The sequence below is a fragment of the Burkholderia sp. LA-2-3-30-S1-D2 genome (genome assembly GCF_001523915.2).
GTDB classification, from domain to species: Bacteria; Pseudomonadota; Gammaproteobacteria; order Burkholderiales; family Burkholderiaceae; genus Burkholderia; species Burkholderia diffusa.
Map to the genome: position 1 here is coordinate 51,842 of NZ_CP013384.1, position 13,778 is coordinate 65,619.

Genomic DNA, 13,778 nt, shown 5'->3' on the forward strand with positions numbered 1-13,778 from the left:
TTGTTTCATCCACTGCGTCATTTCTGCGTCGAGGGTTGCATCACGGCGGTCAGGTCGACCTGGCCGTCTTCCTTCAGCGCGGTCACGTGCGCTTCGCCGACCTGCACCTTGAACTGCCGGCGCGCGTCGTCGAGCCACTGCGTCCACACCGGAAACGGCACGTTCTTCATCTGGACCTGCACGCCGTTGCCGACGACCTGCACCTGCGCGCCCTGCAGCCCGTGATCGGACAGCGACGCGGTGAGCGCGTCCTTCAGCGCCAGGCCGGTCGGCGCAACGCCTTGCGCGGCGGCCGTCAGCGACTTCGCCTCGGTGGCCTGCGCGGTCATCTGCGCGAGCTCGCGGCGCATCGTCGGCAGTTCGTTGCGGATCCGCGCGCGGCCTTCCTGCGCGGGCGACCACAGCACCGAATACGCGATCGCGACGGCCAGCACGGCGCCGCCCCAGCCGAGCAGCGTCCGCTCGCGGGGCGTGCGTTCGCCCCAGAACTGGGCAAGCGTCTGGTTCAGTTGTTCGGTCTTCATGAGCGGCTCCGGATCGTCCATTTGCCGGTGCTGCTGTCGACTTCGCCGGACAGCCCGTTGCGCGCGAGACGCTGCGGGAAATCAGGGTCGACCTTGACCTCCGGCTTGAAGCCGACGTCGAGCCGCCGGTCGTGATAATCGAGCGACGCGATTCCGTTCAGCGGCAGCGCGCCCATCGAACGGGACAACCCGCTCGACAACGCGAGGAAATCGTTCGGCGACAGCTCGCCCGCCGCGAGGCGCAGCTGGTCGAGCTGACGCTGCATCTGCGCGGGCGGATCGAGCACCGTCGTCGTCTTCGGAAAGGCCGACAGCAGCGTCTCGGTGATCTGCGCAGACAGCGCGTCGCGCTCACGCGACAGCTTCCACCAGTGCAGGTTCATCCCGATCACCGCGACGCCGAGCGTGGCCGCGACGAGTGCGATCGGCACGCGCAGGCGCTTCACCGTCGCGCGGTCGAAGCGCCACGGCTGGGATTCGAATTCGAACTGGCACAGATCGAAGCGCTCGGTCAGCGCACGCCGCGCGAATGCGTCGAACGACAGCGGTTGCGCGCCGGGCAGCAGCGGGCCGTCGGCACGTCCGACCGACGCGAGGCGCGGCTCCGCACCCGGTTCGCCGAGTTCGTACAGCTCGACGTCGCCACCACCGGCGAGCGCGGCCAGCGTGCCGCCCGCGCGTGATGCCGGCGCCGCGAAACCTTCGCCGAGCACACCGCGCGCGATCGCGAGCTCGAGACGCGGCGCACCGGCCACGGCCGGCAGCGCGCCGGCTTCCACGAGCACGGGTTCGACCGTCGTCGCGAGGCCGAGCACCGCGGCCACCGCCGTCGGGCGGAGGGGCGGCTCGGCCGCAGCCGTGATCGCGTCGGCCGGCGTGGCCTCACCGTCGGCAGGCCCAGCGTCCGCCGGCGCCCGCGGCGCGGGCAGGCAGCGCGTCGCGGGCACGGCGCTCAGGTGCCGGTGGCCGGCCGCGGTGAACGCGTCGCAGATCGCGCGGAACCAGGCGCGATCGACGACGGCCAGCACGCGGCGGCCGTCAGGCCGCGCGACCGGATCGAGCGCGATATGGCAGCCGAGCGGATCCTGGATCAGCTGGTCCTCGACGATGTTGGGCAGCGCCTGGCGCAGCTTCGGCCCCTTGAGCGGCGGCACGGTCGCGGCCAGCAGCAGCACGTCGCGCGCGGCGACGATCAGCACCGTCGCGTTCGCGCGTGGCAGCAGCGCGAGCGCGGCGCGGCCCGCGCGCTGCACCTGGCCGGCCTTGTCCACGAGCGTGAACGGCAGCTCGGGCCACTGCCATTCCTGCAACGGCACGGCCGGCTCGCGCGGCGGCAAAGAAACAATCAGCGTGCTCAAGAGCTCCTCTCCCGAATGGCGTCGTTATAGCTGGTCGCGGATGCGCACGACCCGCGTCGAGTGCGTGGTCGAATCACGATACACGAGCGAGGTGCGATCGACCTCCGCGCGATCGTGCTGAATCCGGCCATGCACGATGAAATAACTCGAATTGACGTCGACGAGGCTCGAGTCGATCGTCACGTTCGGCGCGCCGGCACCGCGCAGCGCGAGGTGCACGTCGCCGACGTTGCGGAAAAACACGGTCTCGCGGCGCGCCACGAGCGCCTGCGCGGACGACACGCTCATCCCCGGCACCAGCGCCGCGATCACCTCGGCTGGCGCAGTATTCATGTTCACCGGCGTGGTGGTCGGCAGCACGGTGACGAACGGGCGCAGTCGCGCGACCATCTCGGGCGTCACGCCGTCGACGTCGAGCAGGCTGTCGACGCCGGTCATCACGAGCGGCGCGGGCCCGCGATCGCTGTCGGACAGTCCCGGTTCGTCGGTGATGTTGCCGGTCATGTCGCCGCCGGGCACCGGCGCGGTCGCGGCCGTACCGGCGCCGGGCAGCGTCGGCGTCTGGAAACGCGTCGCCGAATGCATCAGGCCCGCGCGCATCTGCAGCGCGATCCGCTTCGCGAACGCGCCGTCGTAGCCGAGCGTCGTCAACAGCCGCTGGAACACCTGGAGCTGCATCACGTTGAGCTGCAGCACGCCGGGCGCCGGCGACGACACGAGGTTGCGCAGGTTGTACTTCGCCTGCGCGTCCTCGATCGATCCGGAGATGTAGGTGTCTTCGCCGCCGTTGTCGTTCGGCGCGCCGATCCGGCCGAGGAAGTCGGACAGCTTGGTCTTCGCGATCGGCACGGCCCAGATCCCGCCGAGATAGGTGATGCCGGGCGCCGTGTCGCCTTCGGAACGCAGGATCATGCGCGTCCAGTCGAGCGCGCCGCGCGCGACCCACTGCGCTTGCGCGATCACGCGCTGGTTCTCGATGCGGCGAATCTGCACCTGCTGACGCCACAGCATCCCCGACACGAGGATCGCCGACAGCGCGACGACGAGCAGCGCCGTAATGATCGCCGCGCCGCGCTCGCGGCGAGTGCGGGCATGCACGCTCGCGCTGCCGCGAGCGGCGAACCGGGAACGGTGAGGGCGCGCGCGCATCGTCATTCCCCGACGAGAAAGATGCGCGTGACGGGCACGCGCAGCGACGTCGCGCCGATGCTGACCTGCAGCCCCGTCACCGCGCGCGTCGGCGGCGCGTTGCCGATCTGCGGCACCTTCAGCGCATCGTTGTTCTGCGACAGCGCGTCGCTGGCCGCCTGCAGGTTGGTGGTCCAGCCGACGCGCGGCACGTACAGCTTCGCGTCGATCGCACCGACGCCGCCCATCAGCGCGACCCAGCTCCAGCCGTCGACGCTGCTGTCCTTCAGCACGTCGCGCAGGCGGTTCGCGTCGTCGAGCGGCGGCGACGCATAGCGCACGACACGCCCGCCGGCGATCCGGTAGCGGACCACTTGCAGCCGTGGCGCGGCGCCCGGCACGTCGAGTTCGCGGACGATCTGCAGCGTGTTGCCGGCGACGCCGATGGCCGGCTGGCCGGCTTCGTCGTCGGTGGCGGCGAGCCGCGCGTCGATGCGCATCTGGTCGAACATCTGCGCGAAGATGCGCTCGTCCTCCATCGCGGACGCGACCTTGTCGCGGCCGCGCATGATCTGGTCGAGCCCGCGCCACGAGAGGATCGCGACCACCGCGAGGATCGCGATCGCGATCATCAGTTCGATCAGCGTGAAGCCGCGCACGCGGCGCGAGCCGACGGAACGCACGGGCCGGCGCCGCATCGGCGCGTCAGAGCGGACGGCTGGTTTCATTCGCGACCACCGTCACCATTTGCGCGAGCACGCCGGCTTGCCCCGGCATGCTCACCGACACCTGCACGCGCCGGAACACCGGGTTCGGCGTCGTGCTCACGCGCTGCGTGCAGACGAGCTGCACGTTGCCTTGCGAGCAGTCGAAATTCTGCTCGCCGACCTCCGGCCACGCATGCGTGAGCCGCAACTGCGCGAGTGCGTTGTCGGCACTCCAGCCGGCGAGCAGCCGGCGATGGAGATCTGAGGCATTGGTCGCCATCGTGCCGACCGCGCGGATCGACGCGGCGAGCGCGACCGCGATGATCGCGAGCGCGACCAGCACCTCGATCATCGTGAAGCCTCGGGAAGAAGCCGGGAAGGGCAGGCGACGACGCATCGTCATTGCACCTCGTAGCGGCCGTTGCCGGTGCCGACGATCGTCGCGCTGCCGACCGCCGAATGCAGCGTCACGCGCACCGGCGTGTCGACGCTTTCGATGCCGAACACGACGCGGCTCGCGCGCACGTCGGATCCGGGGTAGTCGATATCGGCGCCAGTGACGCCGCCGTCCCAGTCGCGCGGTCGCAGCACGTCGTCGTGCAGCGTGCGCCAGCCGTCGGGCGAGCTCACGTCGAAACGGAAGCCGTGTGCGGTCGGTTGCCACGCGATCGGGCGCGCGCGCACCTGCGCTTCGTCGCCGGCCGTTTCGAACAGCAGCGCGATGCGCTGCGCTTCCTCGCGCAGGTCGGTACGCGGATTGCGCGTGAGCGACAGCGACGCGAGCGACACCAGCAGGCCCGCGATCACGAGCACGACCAGCATCTCGAGCAGCGTGAAGCCGCGCGCACGCGCCGCGGTCACGGCCACACCGCGACGAACGCGACCGTCGCGGGCATCGCGGCAAGCGGCGCGCAAGGGCGTGCGAAGGGCGGGCATGAAATGAGGAACGGGGAGAACGTCGGTCCGGTCAGCGCAGGCTTACTGCCACGAACCGATGTCGGAATCGTTGCTCTCGCCGCCTTCCTTGCCGTCGGCGCCGTAGCTGAACACGTCGATCTCGCCGTGCACGCCCGGGTTCAGGTACTTGTACCCGTTGCCCCACGGATCGTTCGGCAGGCGCTCGAGATAGCCGCCGTCCTTCCAGTTGTTCGGGATCGGATCGGTGGTCGGCTTCTGGGTCAGAGCGTTCAGGCCCTGTTCCTGGGTCGGATAGCGGCCGTTGTCGAGACGGTACAGCTTGAGCGCCTGCATGATCGTGCCGATGTCCTGTTTCGCGGCGATACGGCGCGCCTCGTCGGGACGGCTCATGATCTTCGGCACGATCAGTGCCGCGAGGATCCCGATGATCGCGACCACCACCATGATCTCGATCAGCGTGAAACCGCGCTGACGGCGCACGGCCGCATTACGGCGAGTGATCCACGTTTGCATGACTGACTACCTCTTTCCAAAAAATATCGTCGATTGAGTGACGCACCCTGCGGATCGCGGCATGCCTGCCTGACGGCAAGCTTCCGATACCCCGGGCGCGGAGCACGCATTGTAAGGCGCGCATTGCCGAGGGCTTTCACCCAACGCAAATTTCATATACATCCGTACAATAGCGCGCATGAACGCGCTCTCGATCCGGATCCTCTCCCTAGCCCTCTTCGCGGGTTTGTGCGCGACGGCCACCTACTGGGTCGTCACGCTGTCGGCCCGCGAAGCGCCGCTGCCCGCCGCCGCCGCGCGGTTGCCGATCCGCACCGAGGACGCCGCCGCGCTCTTCGGCGGACAGCTCGACAAGAATCCCGTGCAGGACATCCACCTGTTCGGCATTCTCGCGCTCAATCATGGCGGCGCCGCGATCGTCGGCGTCGGCGGCGAACCGCCGCGGGCCGTGTCGCTCGGCGCGGAAGTCACGCCCGGCGCGAAGCTCGCCGAAGTCCGCAGCCGCTCGATCATCGTCGATCGCAACGGCGCCCGCGCCGAAATCCAGCTCCCCGCGAACACACCGTCCCCCGCGATCTACATGCGTTGAACGGCGGCGGCCCGACCGACGCTCGGGCCGTCACTGCACCATGTTGTTCAGCTCGATGATCGGCAGCATCACGGCCAGCACGATCACGAGCACGATGCCGCCCATCGCGAGGATCAGGAGCGGCTCGAGCAGGCTCGTCAGGAACATCGTGCGCCGCTCGAGTTCACGCGCCTCGCCTTCCGCCGCGCGGTCGAGCATCGTCGTCACGTCGCCCGTCGCTTCGCCTGAACGGATCAGGTGCACGAGCACCGGCGGAAACGTCTTCACGTTGTTCAGCGCGCGCGACAGCGCGGAGCCTTCGCGGACGCGCACGATCGCATCGTCGATGTTCGCGCGCATCGCGCGGTTCGACAGCGTCTCGCCGGCCGCCTGCAACGCGCGCAGGATCGGCACGCCGGCCGCGGTCAGGATGCCGAGCGTGCTCGCGAAGCGCACCGTGTTGTAGCCGCGCACGAGCTTGCCCGCGAGCGGCGCGGTCAGCACCCAGCGGTCGAACGCGAGCCTGGGCCCGTCGCGCGACAGCGTCGCCTTCACGAACCACACGACGAGCGCGACCACGATCAGGATCGCCCACCACCAGTGCCGCACGAATTCCGACAGCGCCATCATCACGACGGTGAGGATCGGCAACTGCTGCTTCGTGCTCGCAAACACGTTGACGACCTGCGGCACCACGTAGCTCAGCAGGAACGTCACGATGCCGAATGCGATCAGCGTGACGATGCCCGGATACGTGAACGCCAGCAGGATCTTCTGCTTGAGCGCGTTGCTCTGCTCGATGTAGTCGGCCAGGCGCGACAGCACGATGCCGAGCTTGCCCGTATGCTCGCCCGCTGCGACGAGCGCGCGGTAGATTTCCGGAAAATCGCGCGGATGCTGGCCCAGCGCATTCGCGAGCGAATGGCCGCCGAGCACCTCGGCGCGGATCGCGGCCATCAGTTCGCGGATGTAGTCGCGTTCGGCCTGCTCGGTCAGCACGCCGAGCGCCTCGTCGAGCGGCAGCCCCGCGATCAGCAGGCTCGCGAGCTGGCGCGTGAGGATCGCCTGCTCGCGCTGCGACAGCTTGCGGCCGAACGCGAGGCGCTGCGAGCGCGCGCCGCGCGTTGCGCTGGCGGCCGGCTCGACGACGAGCGGCGTGAGCCCCTGCGTGCGCAGCTGGCCGCGCGCGGCACGCGCGCTGTCGGCATCGATGACGCCTTTCTGCGCGTGTCCCGCCGCATCGATCGCTTCGAAACGGAATGCCGGCATCGCGCTATGCGCCTCCCGTCACGCGCAGCACTTCCTCGAGCGACGTCGCGCCGGCCGCGAGCCAGCGTTCGGCGTCGTCGCGCAGCGTGCGCATCCCTTCCGCGCGGCCGGTGGCCAGAATCTCCGCGTCGGCCGCGTTGCGATGGATCAGCGCGCGGATCGAGTCGTCGACCAGCAGCAGCTCGTATACGCCGCGCCGGCCCGCGTAGCCCGAATGCCCGCACTTGTCGCAGCCGACCGGATGCCACAGCGTGCGGCCATCCTCGTGCCGCTCTTCCTTGCAGACGGGGCAGAGCTGCCGCACCAGGCGCTGCGCGAGCACGCCGAGCAGCGACGATGCGAGCAGGTACGGCTCGACACCCATGTCGGTCAGACGCGTGACGGCCGATGCCGCATCGTTCGTGTGCAGCGTCGCGAGCACGAGGTGGCCCGTCAGCGACGCTTGCACCGCGATCTGCGCGGTTTCGAGGTCGCGGATTTCGCCGATCATGATCACGTCCGGATCCTGGCGCAGGATCGAGCGCAGCGCGCGGGCAAAGGTCATCCCGATCCGCTCGTTCACCTGCGTCTGGCCGATGCCGCCGAGGTCGTACTCGATCGGGTCCTCGACGGTCATGATGTTGGTCGTCGCGGTTTCGAGCCGCGACATCGACGCATACAGCGTCGTCGTCTTGCCCGAGCCCGTCGGGCCCGTGACGAGCACGATGCCGTGCGGTCGCGCGATCAGCTTGTCGAACTGGACGAGCGTGTCGCGGCCCATCCCGAGCGCTTCGAGATTCAGGCGCTTCGCATCCTTTTCCAGCAGACGCAGCACCGCGCGCTCGCCGTGCCCGGTCGGCAGCGTCGACACGCGCACGTCGACCGGCCGGCCGCCGACGCGCAGCGTGATGCGGCCGTCCTGCGGCAGGCGTTTCTCGGCGATGTCGAGCTGCGCCATGATCTTGATCCGCGAGATCAGTGCGCCATGCAGCGCCTTCTTCGGGCGCACGACGTCGCGCAGCGTGCCGTCGACGCGAAATCGCACGACCGATGCGTTCTCGAACGGCTCGATGTGAATGTCCGATGCCTGTTCGCGCGCCGCTTGCGTGAGCAGCGCGTTGATCATCCGGATGATCGGCGCGTCGTCTTCCGATTCGAGCAGATCCTCGACTTCGGGAATGTCCTGCATCAGGCGCGACAGGTCGACTTCGCCTTCGACCTCGCCGACCACCTGCGCGGCGCTGCCGTCCTGGCGCGCGTAGGCCTGGTTGATCGCCTGCGCGAGTTCGTCGGCCGGCACGCGGTGCACGGAGATCGAGCCGAAGTTGCGCGCGATCTCCGCGAGCGCGGCGTCGCTCGTGCGTTCGCTGATCCACACCTCGAGCGTGTCGTCGAGCTGGTGCGCGATCAGTACCTGGCCGCTCTTCGCGAAGCCGTACGGCAGCAGGCGCGCGGCGAGCGGCGACGGCGGCTGCCGTTCGCCCGGCGCACCGTCGTGGGCGGAGGACGCGAGCACGTCCGTCACTGCGAGGCTCCCGGCGTGGCGGTCAGCGGCTGTTGCGGCACCGCCTGCTGCGGCACGCTCTGCGGCTGCGCGGGCGTCGCCTCCGGCAACGGCTGGGCCGGAACCGGCGCCACCTGGCGCTGCATCTGCTGGCGACGCATCTTGTCGAGGTCGAACAGGTTCCCGGCGGGCGTGCCGCCCTGGCTCGGACCGAGCGGCATCGGCGGGACGACCGGATCGTCCTTGTCGCGGATCACGTTGTTGTCCGACTTGTACGCGCCCGTCACGCCCTGGATGTAGTCGTAGCGGTTGGCAGTGACTTCCTGCGCGGTGCTGCGATCGGAGATGATCACCGGGCGCAGGAACACCATCAGGTTGGTTTTCGCGCGCACCTTCGATTCCGAACGGAACAGCTGGCCGATCCACGGAATGTCGCCGAGCAGCGGGACCTTGCTGTTCGATACCTGGTAGTTGTCCTGCATCAGGCCGCCGAGCACGATGATCTCGCCGTTGTCGGCCAGGATCGTCGACTGGATCGAGCGCTTCGTGAAGGTCGGGCCGGTCTGCGCGTTGGTGGTACCGCTGACGACCGCCGAATCCTCCGTGTAGAGCTGCAGCTTCAGAATCCCGCCGTCGGTGATCTGCGGCTTCACGTGCAGCGTCAGGCCGACGTCGCGACGGTCGTAGGTATTGAATGCGTTGCTCGTCGTGCCGCTCGTCAGGTTCGAATACGAACCGGTCGCGATCGGCACGTTCTGGCCGACGACGATCTTCGCTTCCTCGTTGTCGAGCGTGATCAGGTTCGGCGTCGACAGCACGTTCGCGTCGCTCACGCCCGCGAAATACTGCAGCAGCGCGCCAAGGCCCTGCACGCCGAACATGTTGTGCAGCCAGCCGATGTTGAGGCCCGGGGTCAGCGTTGCGAGGTTGGCCGCCAGGCCGGGCCCGGTGCTGCCCGCCGCGCCCGTCGTCAGGTTGACGATACTGTTACCCAGGCCGAGCTGGGGGCTCAGGTTCGTGCCGCCGAGAAACTGGCCGCTCGCGACCTGCCACTGGATGCCGAGGTTGCCCTGCGTCGTCGAGTTCAGCTCGACGATCAGCGCTTCGATATAGACCTGCGCACGCCGTGCGTCGAGCTGATCGATCACCGAGCGCAGGTTCCGGTAGACCGGATCGGACGCGGTGATGATCAGCGAGTTGGTGGCCGCGTCGGCCTGGATCATCCCGCCCGGCTGGTTGTCGTCGCCCTTGTCCTTGTCGCCGCCGAGCAGGCCGCCGCTGCCGAGCCCGCCGCTGCCCGACGCGCCGCTGCCGTACGACGATGACGACGAACCGCCGAGGCCGCCCGACGGCAGCGGCGGGGTGCCCGACGTGCCGGTCGAGAAGTTGCCGCTCGACGACGAGCCGCCGCCCTGGTTGAAGCTGTTCGCATCGTTGGACGACGCCGACGAGCCGCTGTCGTTGCTGCTCTTGCCGAGCATCCCGCGCAGCGTCTTCGCGAGTTTCACGGCGTCGGCATTGCGCAGCGGCACGACGTGCATGTTGCCGGGCACCGCGCTCGGTGCGTCGAGCTGCTGGGCGAGGCGTTTCGCGGCGGCCAGACGCGCGCTGCTCGAGGCGCGGAGCAGCAGCGAGTTGGTGCGCGGATCGGCCGTGACCGTCACCTTCAGCGTCGCATCGCTGTTGCCGATCGCGCCCGGGTCGAGCATCTTCTGAAGCTGCGCGGCGAGGTCGATCGCGTTCGCGTTGCGCAGCGGCACGACCTGCACCTGGGCGCCCGCGGCGTTGTCGACGCCCGCGATGATCTGCGCGATGCGGCGCACGTTGTCCGCGTAATCGGTAACGACAATCGTGTTGTTCGCGGGGTAGGCCGTGACCGTGTTGTTCGGCGAGATCAGCGGCCGCAGGACCGGCAGCAGGTTGTTCGCCGATTCGTTGTGCAGCTCGAACACCTGCGTGATCACCTGGTCGCCACGCGCCTGCGGTTTATTGCCGACGTAGGTCGGCACGCCCTGCAGCTTCGCATCGGCCTCGGGCACCACCTTCAGCACCCCGTGATCCTGCACCAGTGCGAAGCCCTGCATGCGCAGTGCCGACTGCAGCGTCTTCAGCGCCTGGTCTTCCGGCACCGACCGTTCGGCCACGAGATTGAGCTGCCCCTTCACGCGGGGGTCGACGATGATTGTCTTGCCGGTTGCGGCGCCGATCGCCTTGGCGACCTGGTCGATATCCGCATTCACGAAATTGAGCGTGACCTGAGCGTAGGCGGCCTGCGAGACGATGATGCCTGCGACCATCAGGGTCGTGGCGATGCGCCGCATAACGAAGCGATTTCTTGTCATGGATGAATGGGTCGATGCCGGCTCAGGCCACTTCCGGCGGTAGTGCTGGGATCCAAGTCCTAAAGGCGCGACATTAGCAGTTTTTCATGTCCGAAATATCACATTGATCCGAGGACTGTCTCACATACGACATGTATCCGGCACACCGTATGCAATATGTAAGATTTCGGCAATGCCCCGGCATTCAGGCCATCGCCGTCGTTTTGCGATGAATCGACACGAAAATGCGGTATAAACGGGCTGCCGCCTTTTGCTTGTCGCCACGTGGCGGACTGTCTGTATGATACGGGCGGCGCGTTTCCAGTCGTACGAATAACAGACACGGGTTTTCCCGATCCTTGCGTCATTTCCTTTTCGTTTCCGCAACATGAACAGACGGTTCGCTTCGATCGCGTTGATCGCCGCCGGCGTGTGGTTCGCCTGCGGAAACGCTCGCGCGGATTGTTTCGACGAGGCCGCCCGGTACCAGAAGGTCAATCCGCTGATCCTGCGCGCGATCGCGTGGCAGGAGTCGCGCAACCGGCCCGACGCGCTGAACAAGAATACGAACGGCTCGGTCGACTACGGCCTGATGCAGATCAATTCGATCCACCTGCCGACGCTGTCGCGCTACGGCATCGGCCGCGACACGCTGATGCAGCCGTGCAAGAACGTCTACATCGCCGCGTGGCACCTGCGCCAGAAGATGAATCGCTACGGCAACACATGGCAGGCCGTCGGCGCCTATCATTCCGAAACGCCGTCGCTGCGCGACAAGTACGCGCGGCAGATCGCCTCGATCCTGGCGCAGTGGAAGCTGCTGCCGCCCGAGCAGTGACGCCGCGCCGCAGCGCCAGCTGACGCCGTGGCGCTCGGCCGGCGCGCGTTTGATGCACAATGCGCATCTCACGCCGCGGTTTCGACCGGCTCCGGGCCGATCGCGCCCCGCCAGGGCGCCGCAGCCGCTTTTCCCTCTTTTCCGTTGGTGCAAATCGTTATGAATCCGGCAATGAACCAGCCGTTGCCCGTCACCGTGCTGTCCGGTTTTCTCGGCGCCGGCAAGACCACGCTGCTCAATCACATCCTCGCGAACCGCGCGGGCCTGAAAGTTGCCGTGATCGTCAACGATCTCGCTGCGGTCAACATCGACGCGTCGCTCGTGCGCGATGCGCAGGCGCTGTCGCACGTCGAGGAACGCCTCGTCGAGATGTCGAACGGCTGCATCTGCTGCACGCTGCGCGACGACCTGCTCGTCGAGATCCGCAATCTCGCGGCGGACGGCCGCTTCGATGCGATCGTGATCGAATCGACCGGCATCGCGGAGCCGATGCCGATCGCCGAAACCTTCACGTTCGTCGACGACGACGGCGCGTCGCTGTCGAGCGTCGCGCGCCTCGACACGCTCGTCACCGTGGTCGACGCCTACAATTTCCTGCGCGACTACGGTTCCGACGATGCGCTCGCGACGCGCGGCATCGCCGCATCGGACGAAGACGATCGCACGCTCGTCGAGCTGCTGATCGAGCAGATCGAATTCTGCGACGTGCTGGTGATCAACAAGGCCGACCTCGTCGGCGCGGACGAACTCGCGCGCCTGCAGCACATCCTTGCGCGGCTCAACCCGCGCGCGCATCAGGTCGTGTCGACGTTCGGCAACGTGCCGCTCGACGAAGTGCTGAACACCGGCCGCTTCGATTTCGACGAAGCCGCGAACGCGCCGGGCTGGCTCGCGTCGCTCGATCACGATCACACGCCTTGCGACGATCCCGAGTGCCACGATCCGCATCACGCGCACGTGCATGGCGAAGCCGACGAATTCGGCATCGGCAACTTTGTTTACCGCGCGCGCCGGCCGTTTCATCCGGCGCGACTCTGGGCGCTGCTGCATCAGGAGTGGCCGGGCGTGCTGCGCAGCAAGGGCTTCTTCTGGCTCGCGACGCGCAACGACATCGCCGGTTCGCTGTCGCAGGCGGGCGGCGTGTGCCGGCATGGCCCGGCAGGTCTCTGGTGGGCCGCGCAGGATTGCGCGGAATGGCCGGACGACGACGAGTTGCTCGCCGAAATTCGCACGGAGTGGCAGGGCGACCTCGACGACCGCTCGGTCGGCGATCGCCGTCAGGAACTCGTGCTGATCGGCATCGGCCTCGATGCCGACGCATGGCGCGCGAAACTCGACACGTGCCTGCTCACCGATGCGGAATTCGCGCTCGGCGCGGCGCAATGGACCGCGTTCGACGATCCGTTTCCGGTGTGGGATGTCGATGCGCATGACGACGAAGATCCCGGCGACACGCAGATCGTGCACGCGTAATACGCGGTAAAACTCGGCGAAGACGGTCAGTGAAAAGTAACCGTTAAATCTTGCAAGAGTGACGCGAACTGTGGAAAAAATGTCGCGCGCCCCCAACAAAAAACCCGCCTTCCGGCGGGTTTTTTTCCTGGAACAGGCGCTGAATTAACGCTTGTTGACGGCGTCCTTGAACGCCTTGCCAGCCGTGAACTTGACCGTCTTGGCTGCCGGGATCTTGATGGTTTCGCCCGTCTTCGGGTTGCGGCCCGTACGTGCTGCGCGCTTGCCCGAACCGAAGCTGCCGAAGCCGATCAGCTGAACCGCATCACCCTTCGACACGGCCTTCTTGATGACTTCGAGCAGCGTGTCCAGCGTTTCGCCGGTTTGAGCCTTGCTGGCGCCCGTTTGGGCGGCGACGGCGTCGATCAGTTCCTGTTTGTTCATTAAGGTTCCTTTTTCAGGTTAGGTTTGACACGAACAGCGCGAACGCGCCGATTATACGTGCGCGAACCGTGCCGTCGAGAGTCAGACTCCGACGGCACAGCGCCGAATCCTGGCCCGCGCGACGTGCCGTCCGGCTTGCCGGCGGCCACCCCGCGGTACGGCGTTGCTATGATAGCGCAGCGCAAACCCAATAACGACAAGGGTTTCAAAGATTTTCATCGGTATTTCGCCGAATGATTCGTCGATTGCCCGTTT

14 protein-coding genes are annotated in these 13,778 nt (G+C 67.5%); 3 read left to right on the forward strand and 11 right to left on the reverse strand.

All coding sequences use genetic code 11. The annotated features are described in order from the left end of the window. Window positions 1-17: 17 nt before the first annotated feature. The 7 genes from gspM to gspG are packed head-to-tail and all read right to left on the reverse strand — an operon-like array spanning window position 18 to window position 5,148. Window positions 18-524: a type II secretion system protein GspM gene (gene gspM / locus WS66_RS12820; RefSeq protein WP_059602273.1), complete on the reverse strand. Its 507-nt coding sequence runs from the start codon at window positions 522-524 to the stop codon at window positions 18-20. Continuing rightward, window positions 521-1,882 carry a type II secretion system protein GspL gene (gene gspL, locus WS66_RS12825; protein WP_059602166.1) on the reverse strand — a complete coding sequence of 454 codons (1,362 nt, stop codon included), beginning with the start codon at window positions 1,880-1,882 and terminating at the stop codon, window positions 521-523. Before gspL ends, gspM begins: the two co-directional genes overlap by 4 nt. 24 nt (window positions 1,883-1,906) lie before the next feature. Next, window positions 1,907-3,031, reverse strand: coding sequence for a type II secretion system minor pseudopilin GspK (gspK, locus tag WS66_RS12830; RefSeq protein WP_059602270.1), 1,125 nt, complete (start codon window positions 3,029-3,031; stop codon window positions 1,907-1,909). A gap of 2 nt (window positions 3,032-3,033) precedes the next feature. Further along, complete coding sequence (locus tag WS66_RS12835; protein ID WP_059602162.1) at window positions 3,034-3,738, reverse strand: PulJ/GspJ family protein; 705 nt, start codon at window positions 3,736-3,738, stop codon at window positions 3,034-3,036. Next, window positions 3,716-4,120, reverse strand: a complete 405-nt coding sequence (gspI, locus tag WS66_RS12840; RefSeq protein ID WP_059602158.1) for a type II secretion system minor pseudopilin GspI — start codon at window positions 4,118-4,120, stop codon at window positions 3,716-3,718. The genes WS66_RS12835 and gspI overlap by 23 nt, the downstream gene beginning before the upstream one ends. After that, window positions 4,117-4,653, reverse strand: a complete 537-nt coding sequence (locus WS66_RS12845; RefSeq protein ID WP_082728932.1) for a GspH/FimT family pseudopilin — start codon at window positions 4,651-4,653, stop codon at window positions 4,117-4,119. The genes gspI and WS66_RS12845 overlap by 4 nt, the downstream gene beginning before the upstream one ends. Before the next feature lie 42 nt (window positions 4,654-4,695). Further along, window positions 4,696-5,148: a type II secretion system major pseudopilin GspG gene (gene gspG, locus WS66_RS12850; RefSeq protein ID WP_059602155.1), complete on the reverse strand. Its 453-nt coding sequence runs from the start codon at window positions 5,146-5,148 to the stop codon at window positions 4,696-4,698. A 178-nt stretch (window positions 5,149-5,326) separates the two neighbouring features. Here gspG and WS66_RS12855 point away from each other — a divergent pair, with 178 nt between their 5' ends. Beyond that, window positions 5,327-5,737, forward strand: coding sequence for a type II secretion system protein N (locus WS66_RS12855; RefSeq protein ID WP_059602152.1), 411 nt, complete (start codon window positions 5,327-5,329; stop codon window positions 5,735-5,737). Window positions 5,738-5,767: 30 nt separating this feature from the next. Here the strand turns inward: WS66_RS12855 and gspF are convergent, their stop codons facing one another. Genes gspF through gspD form a run of 3 tightly spaced genes read right to left on the reverse strand, consistent with a single transcriptional unit; the run spans window position 5,768 to window position 10,810 of the window. Beyond that, entirely contained in the window at window positions 5,768-6,985 is a 1,218-nt protein-coding gene (gene gspF / locus WS66_RS12860; RefSeq protein ID WP_059602149.1) for a type II secretion system inner membrane protein GspF, read from the reverse strand. A gap of 4 nt (window positions 6,986-6,989) precedes the next feature. After that, window positions 6,990-8,489: a type II secretion system ATPase GspE gene (gene gspE, locus WS66_RS12865; protein ID WP_059602146.1), complete on the reverse strand. Its 1,500-nt coding sequence runs from the start codon at window positions 8,487-8,489 to the stop codon at window positions 6,990-6,992. Further along, entirely contained in the window at window positions 8,486-10,810 is a 2,325-nt protein-coding gene (gene gspD, locus WS66_RS12870) for a type II secretion system secretin GspD (protein WP_059602143.1), read from the reverse strand. Before gspD ends, gspE begins: the two co-directional genes overlap by 4 nt. Before the next feature lie 367 nt (window positions 10,811-11,177). On the opposite strand from gspD, the gene WS66_RS12875 reads away from it, so the two are divergent. Beyond that, entirely contained in the window at window positions 11,178-11,627 is a 450-nt protein-coding gene (locus WS66_RS12875; protein ID WP_059602140.1) for a lytic transglycosylase domain-containing protein, read from the forward strand. A gap of 159 nt (window positions 11,628-11,786) precedes the next feature. Next, the gene (locus tag WS66_RS12880) at window positions 11,787-13,100 is read left to right on the forward strand and encodes a GTP-binding protein (RefSeq protein WP_059602138.1); all 1,314 of its coding nucleotides are present in this window, start codon (window positions 11,787-11,789) and stop codon (window positions 13,098-13,100) included. 144 nt (window positions 13,101-13,244) lie between these two features. On the opposite strand, the gene WS66_RS12885 is transcribed toward WS66_RS12880, so the two are convergent. Next, window positions 13,245-13,523 carry an HU family DNA-binding protein gene (locus WS66_RS12885; protein ID WP_006401505.1) on the reverse strand — a complete coding sequence of 93 codons (279 nt, stop codon included), beginning with the start codon at window positions 13,521-13,523 and terminating at the stop codon, window positions 13,245-13,247. Window positions 13,524-13,778 lie beyond the last annotated feature (255 nt).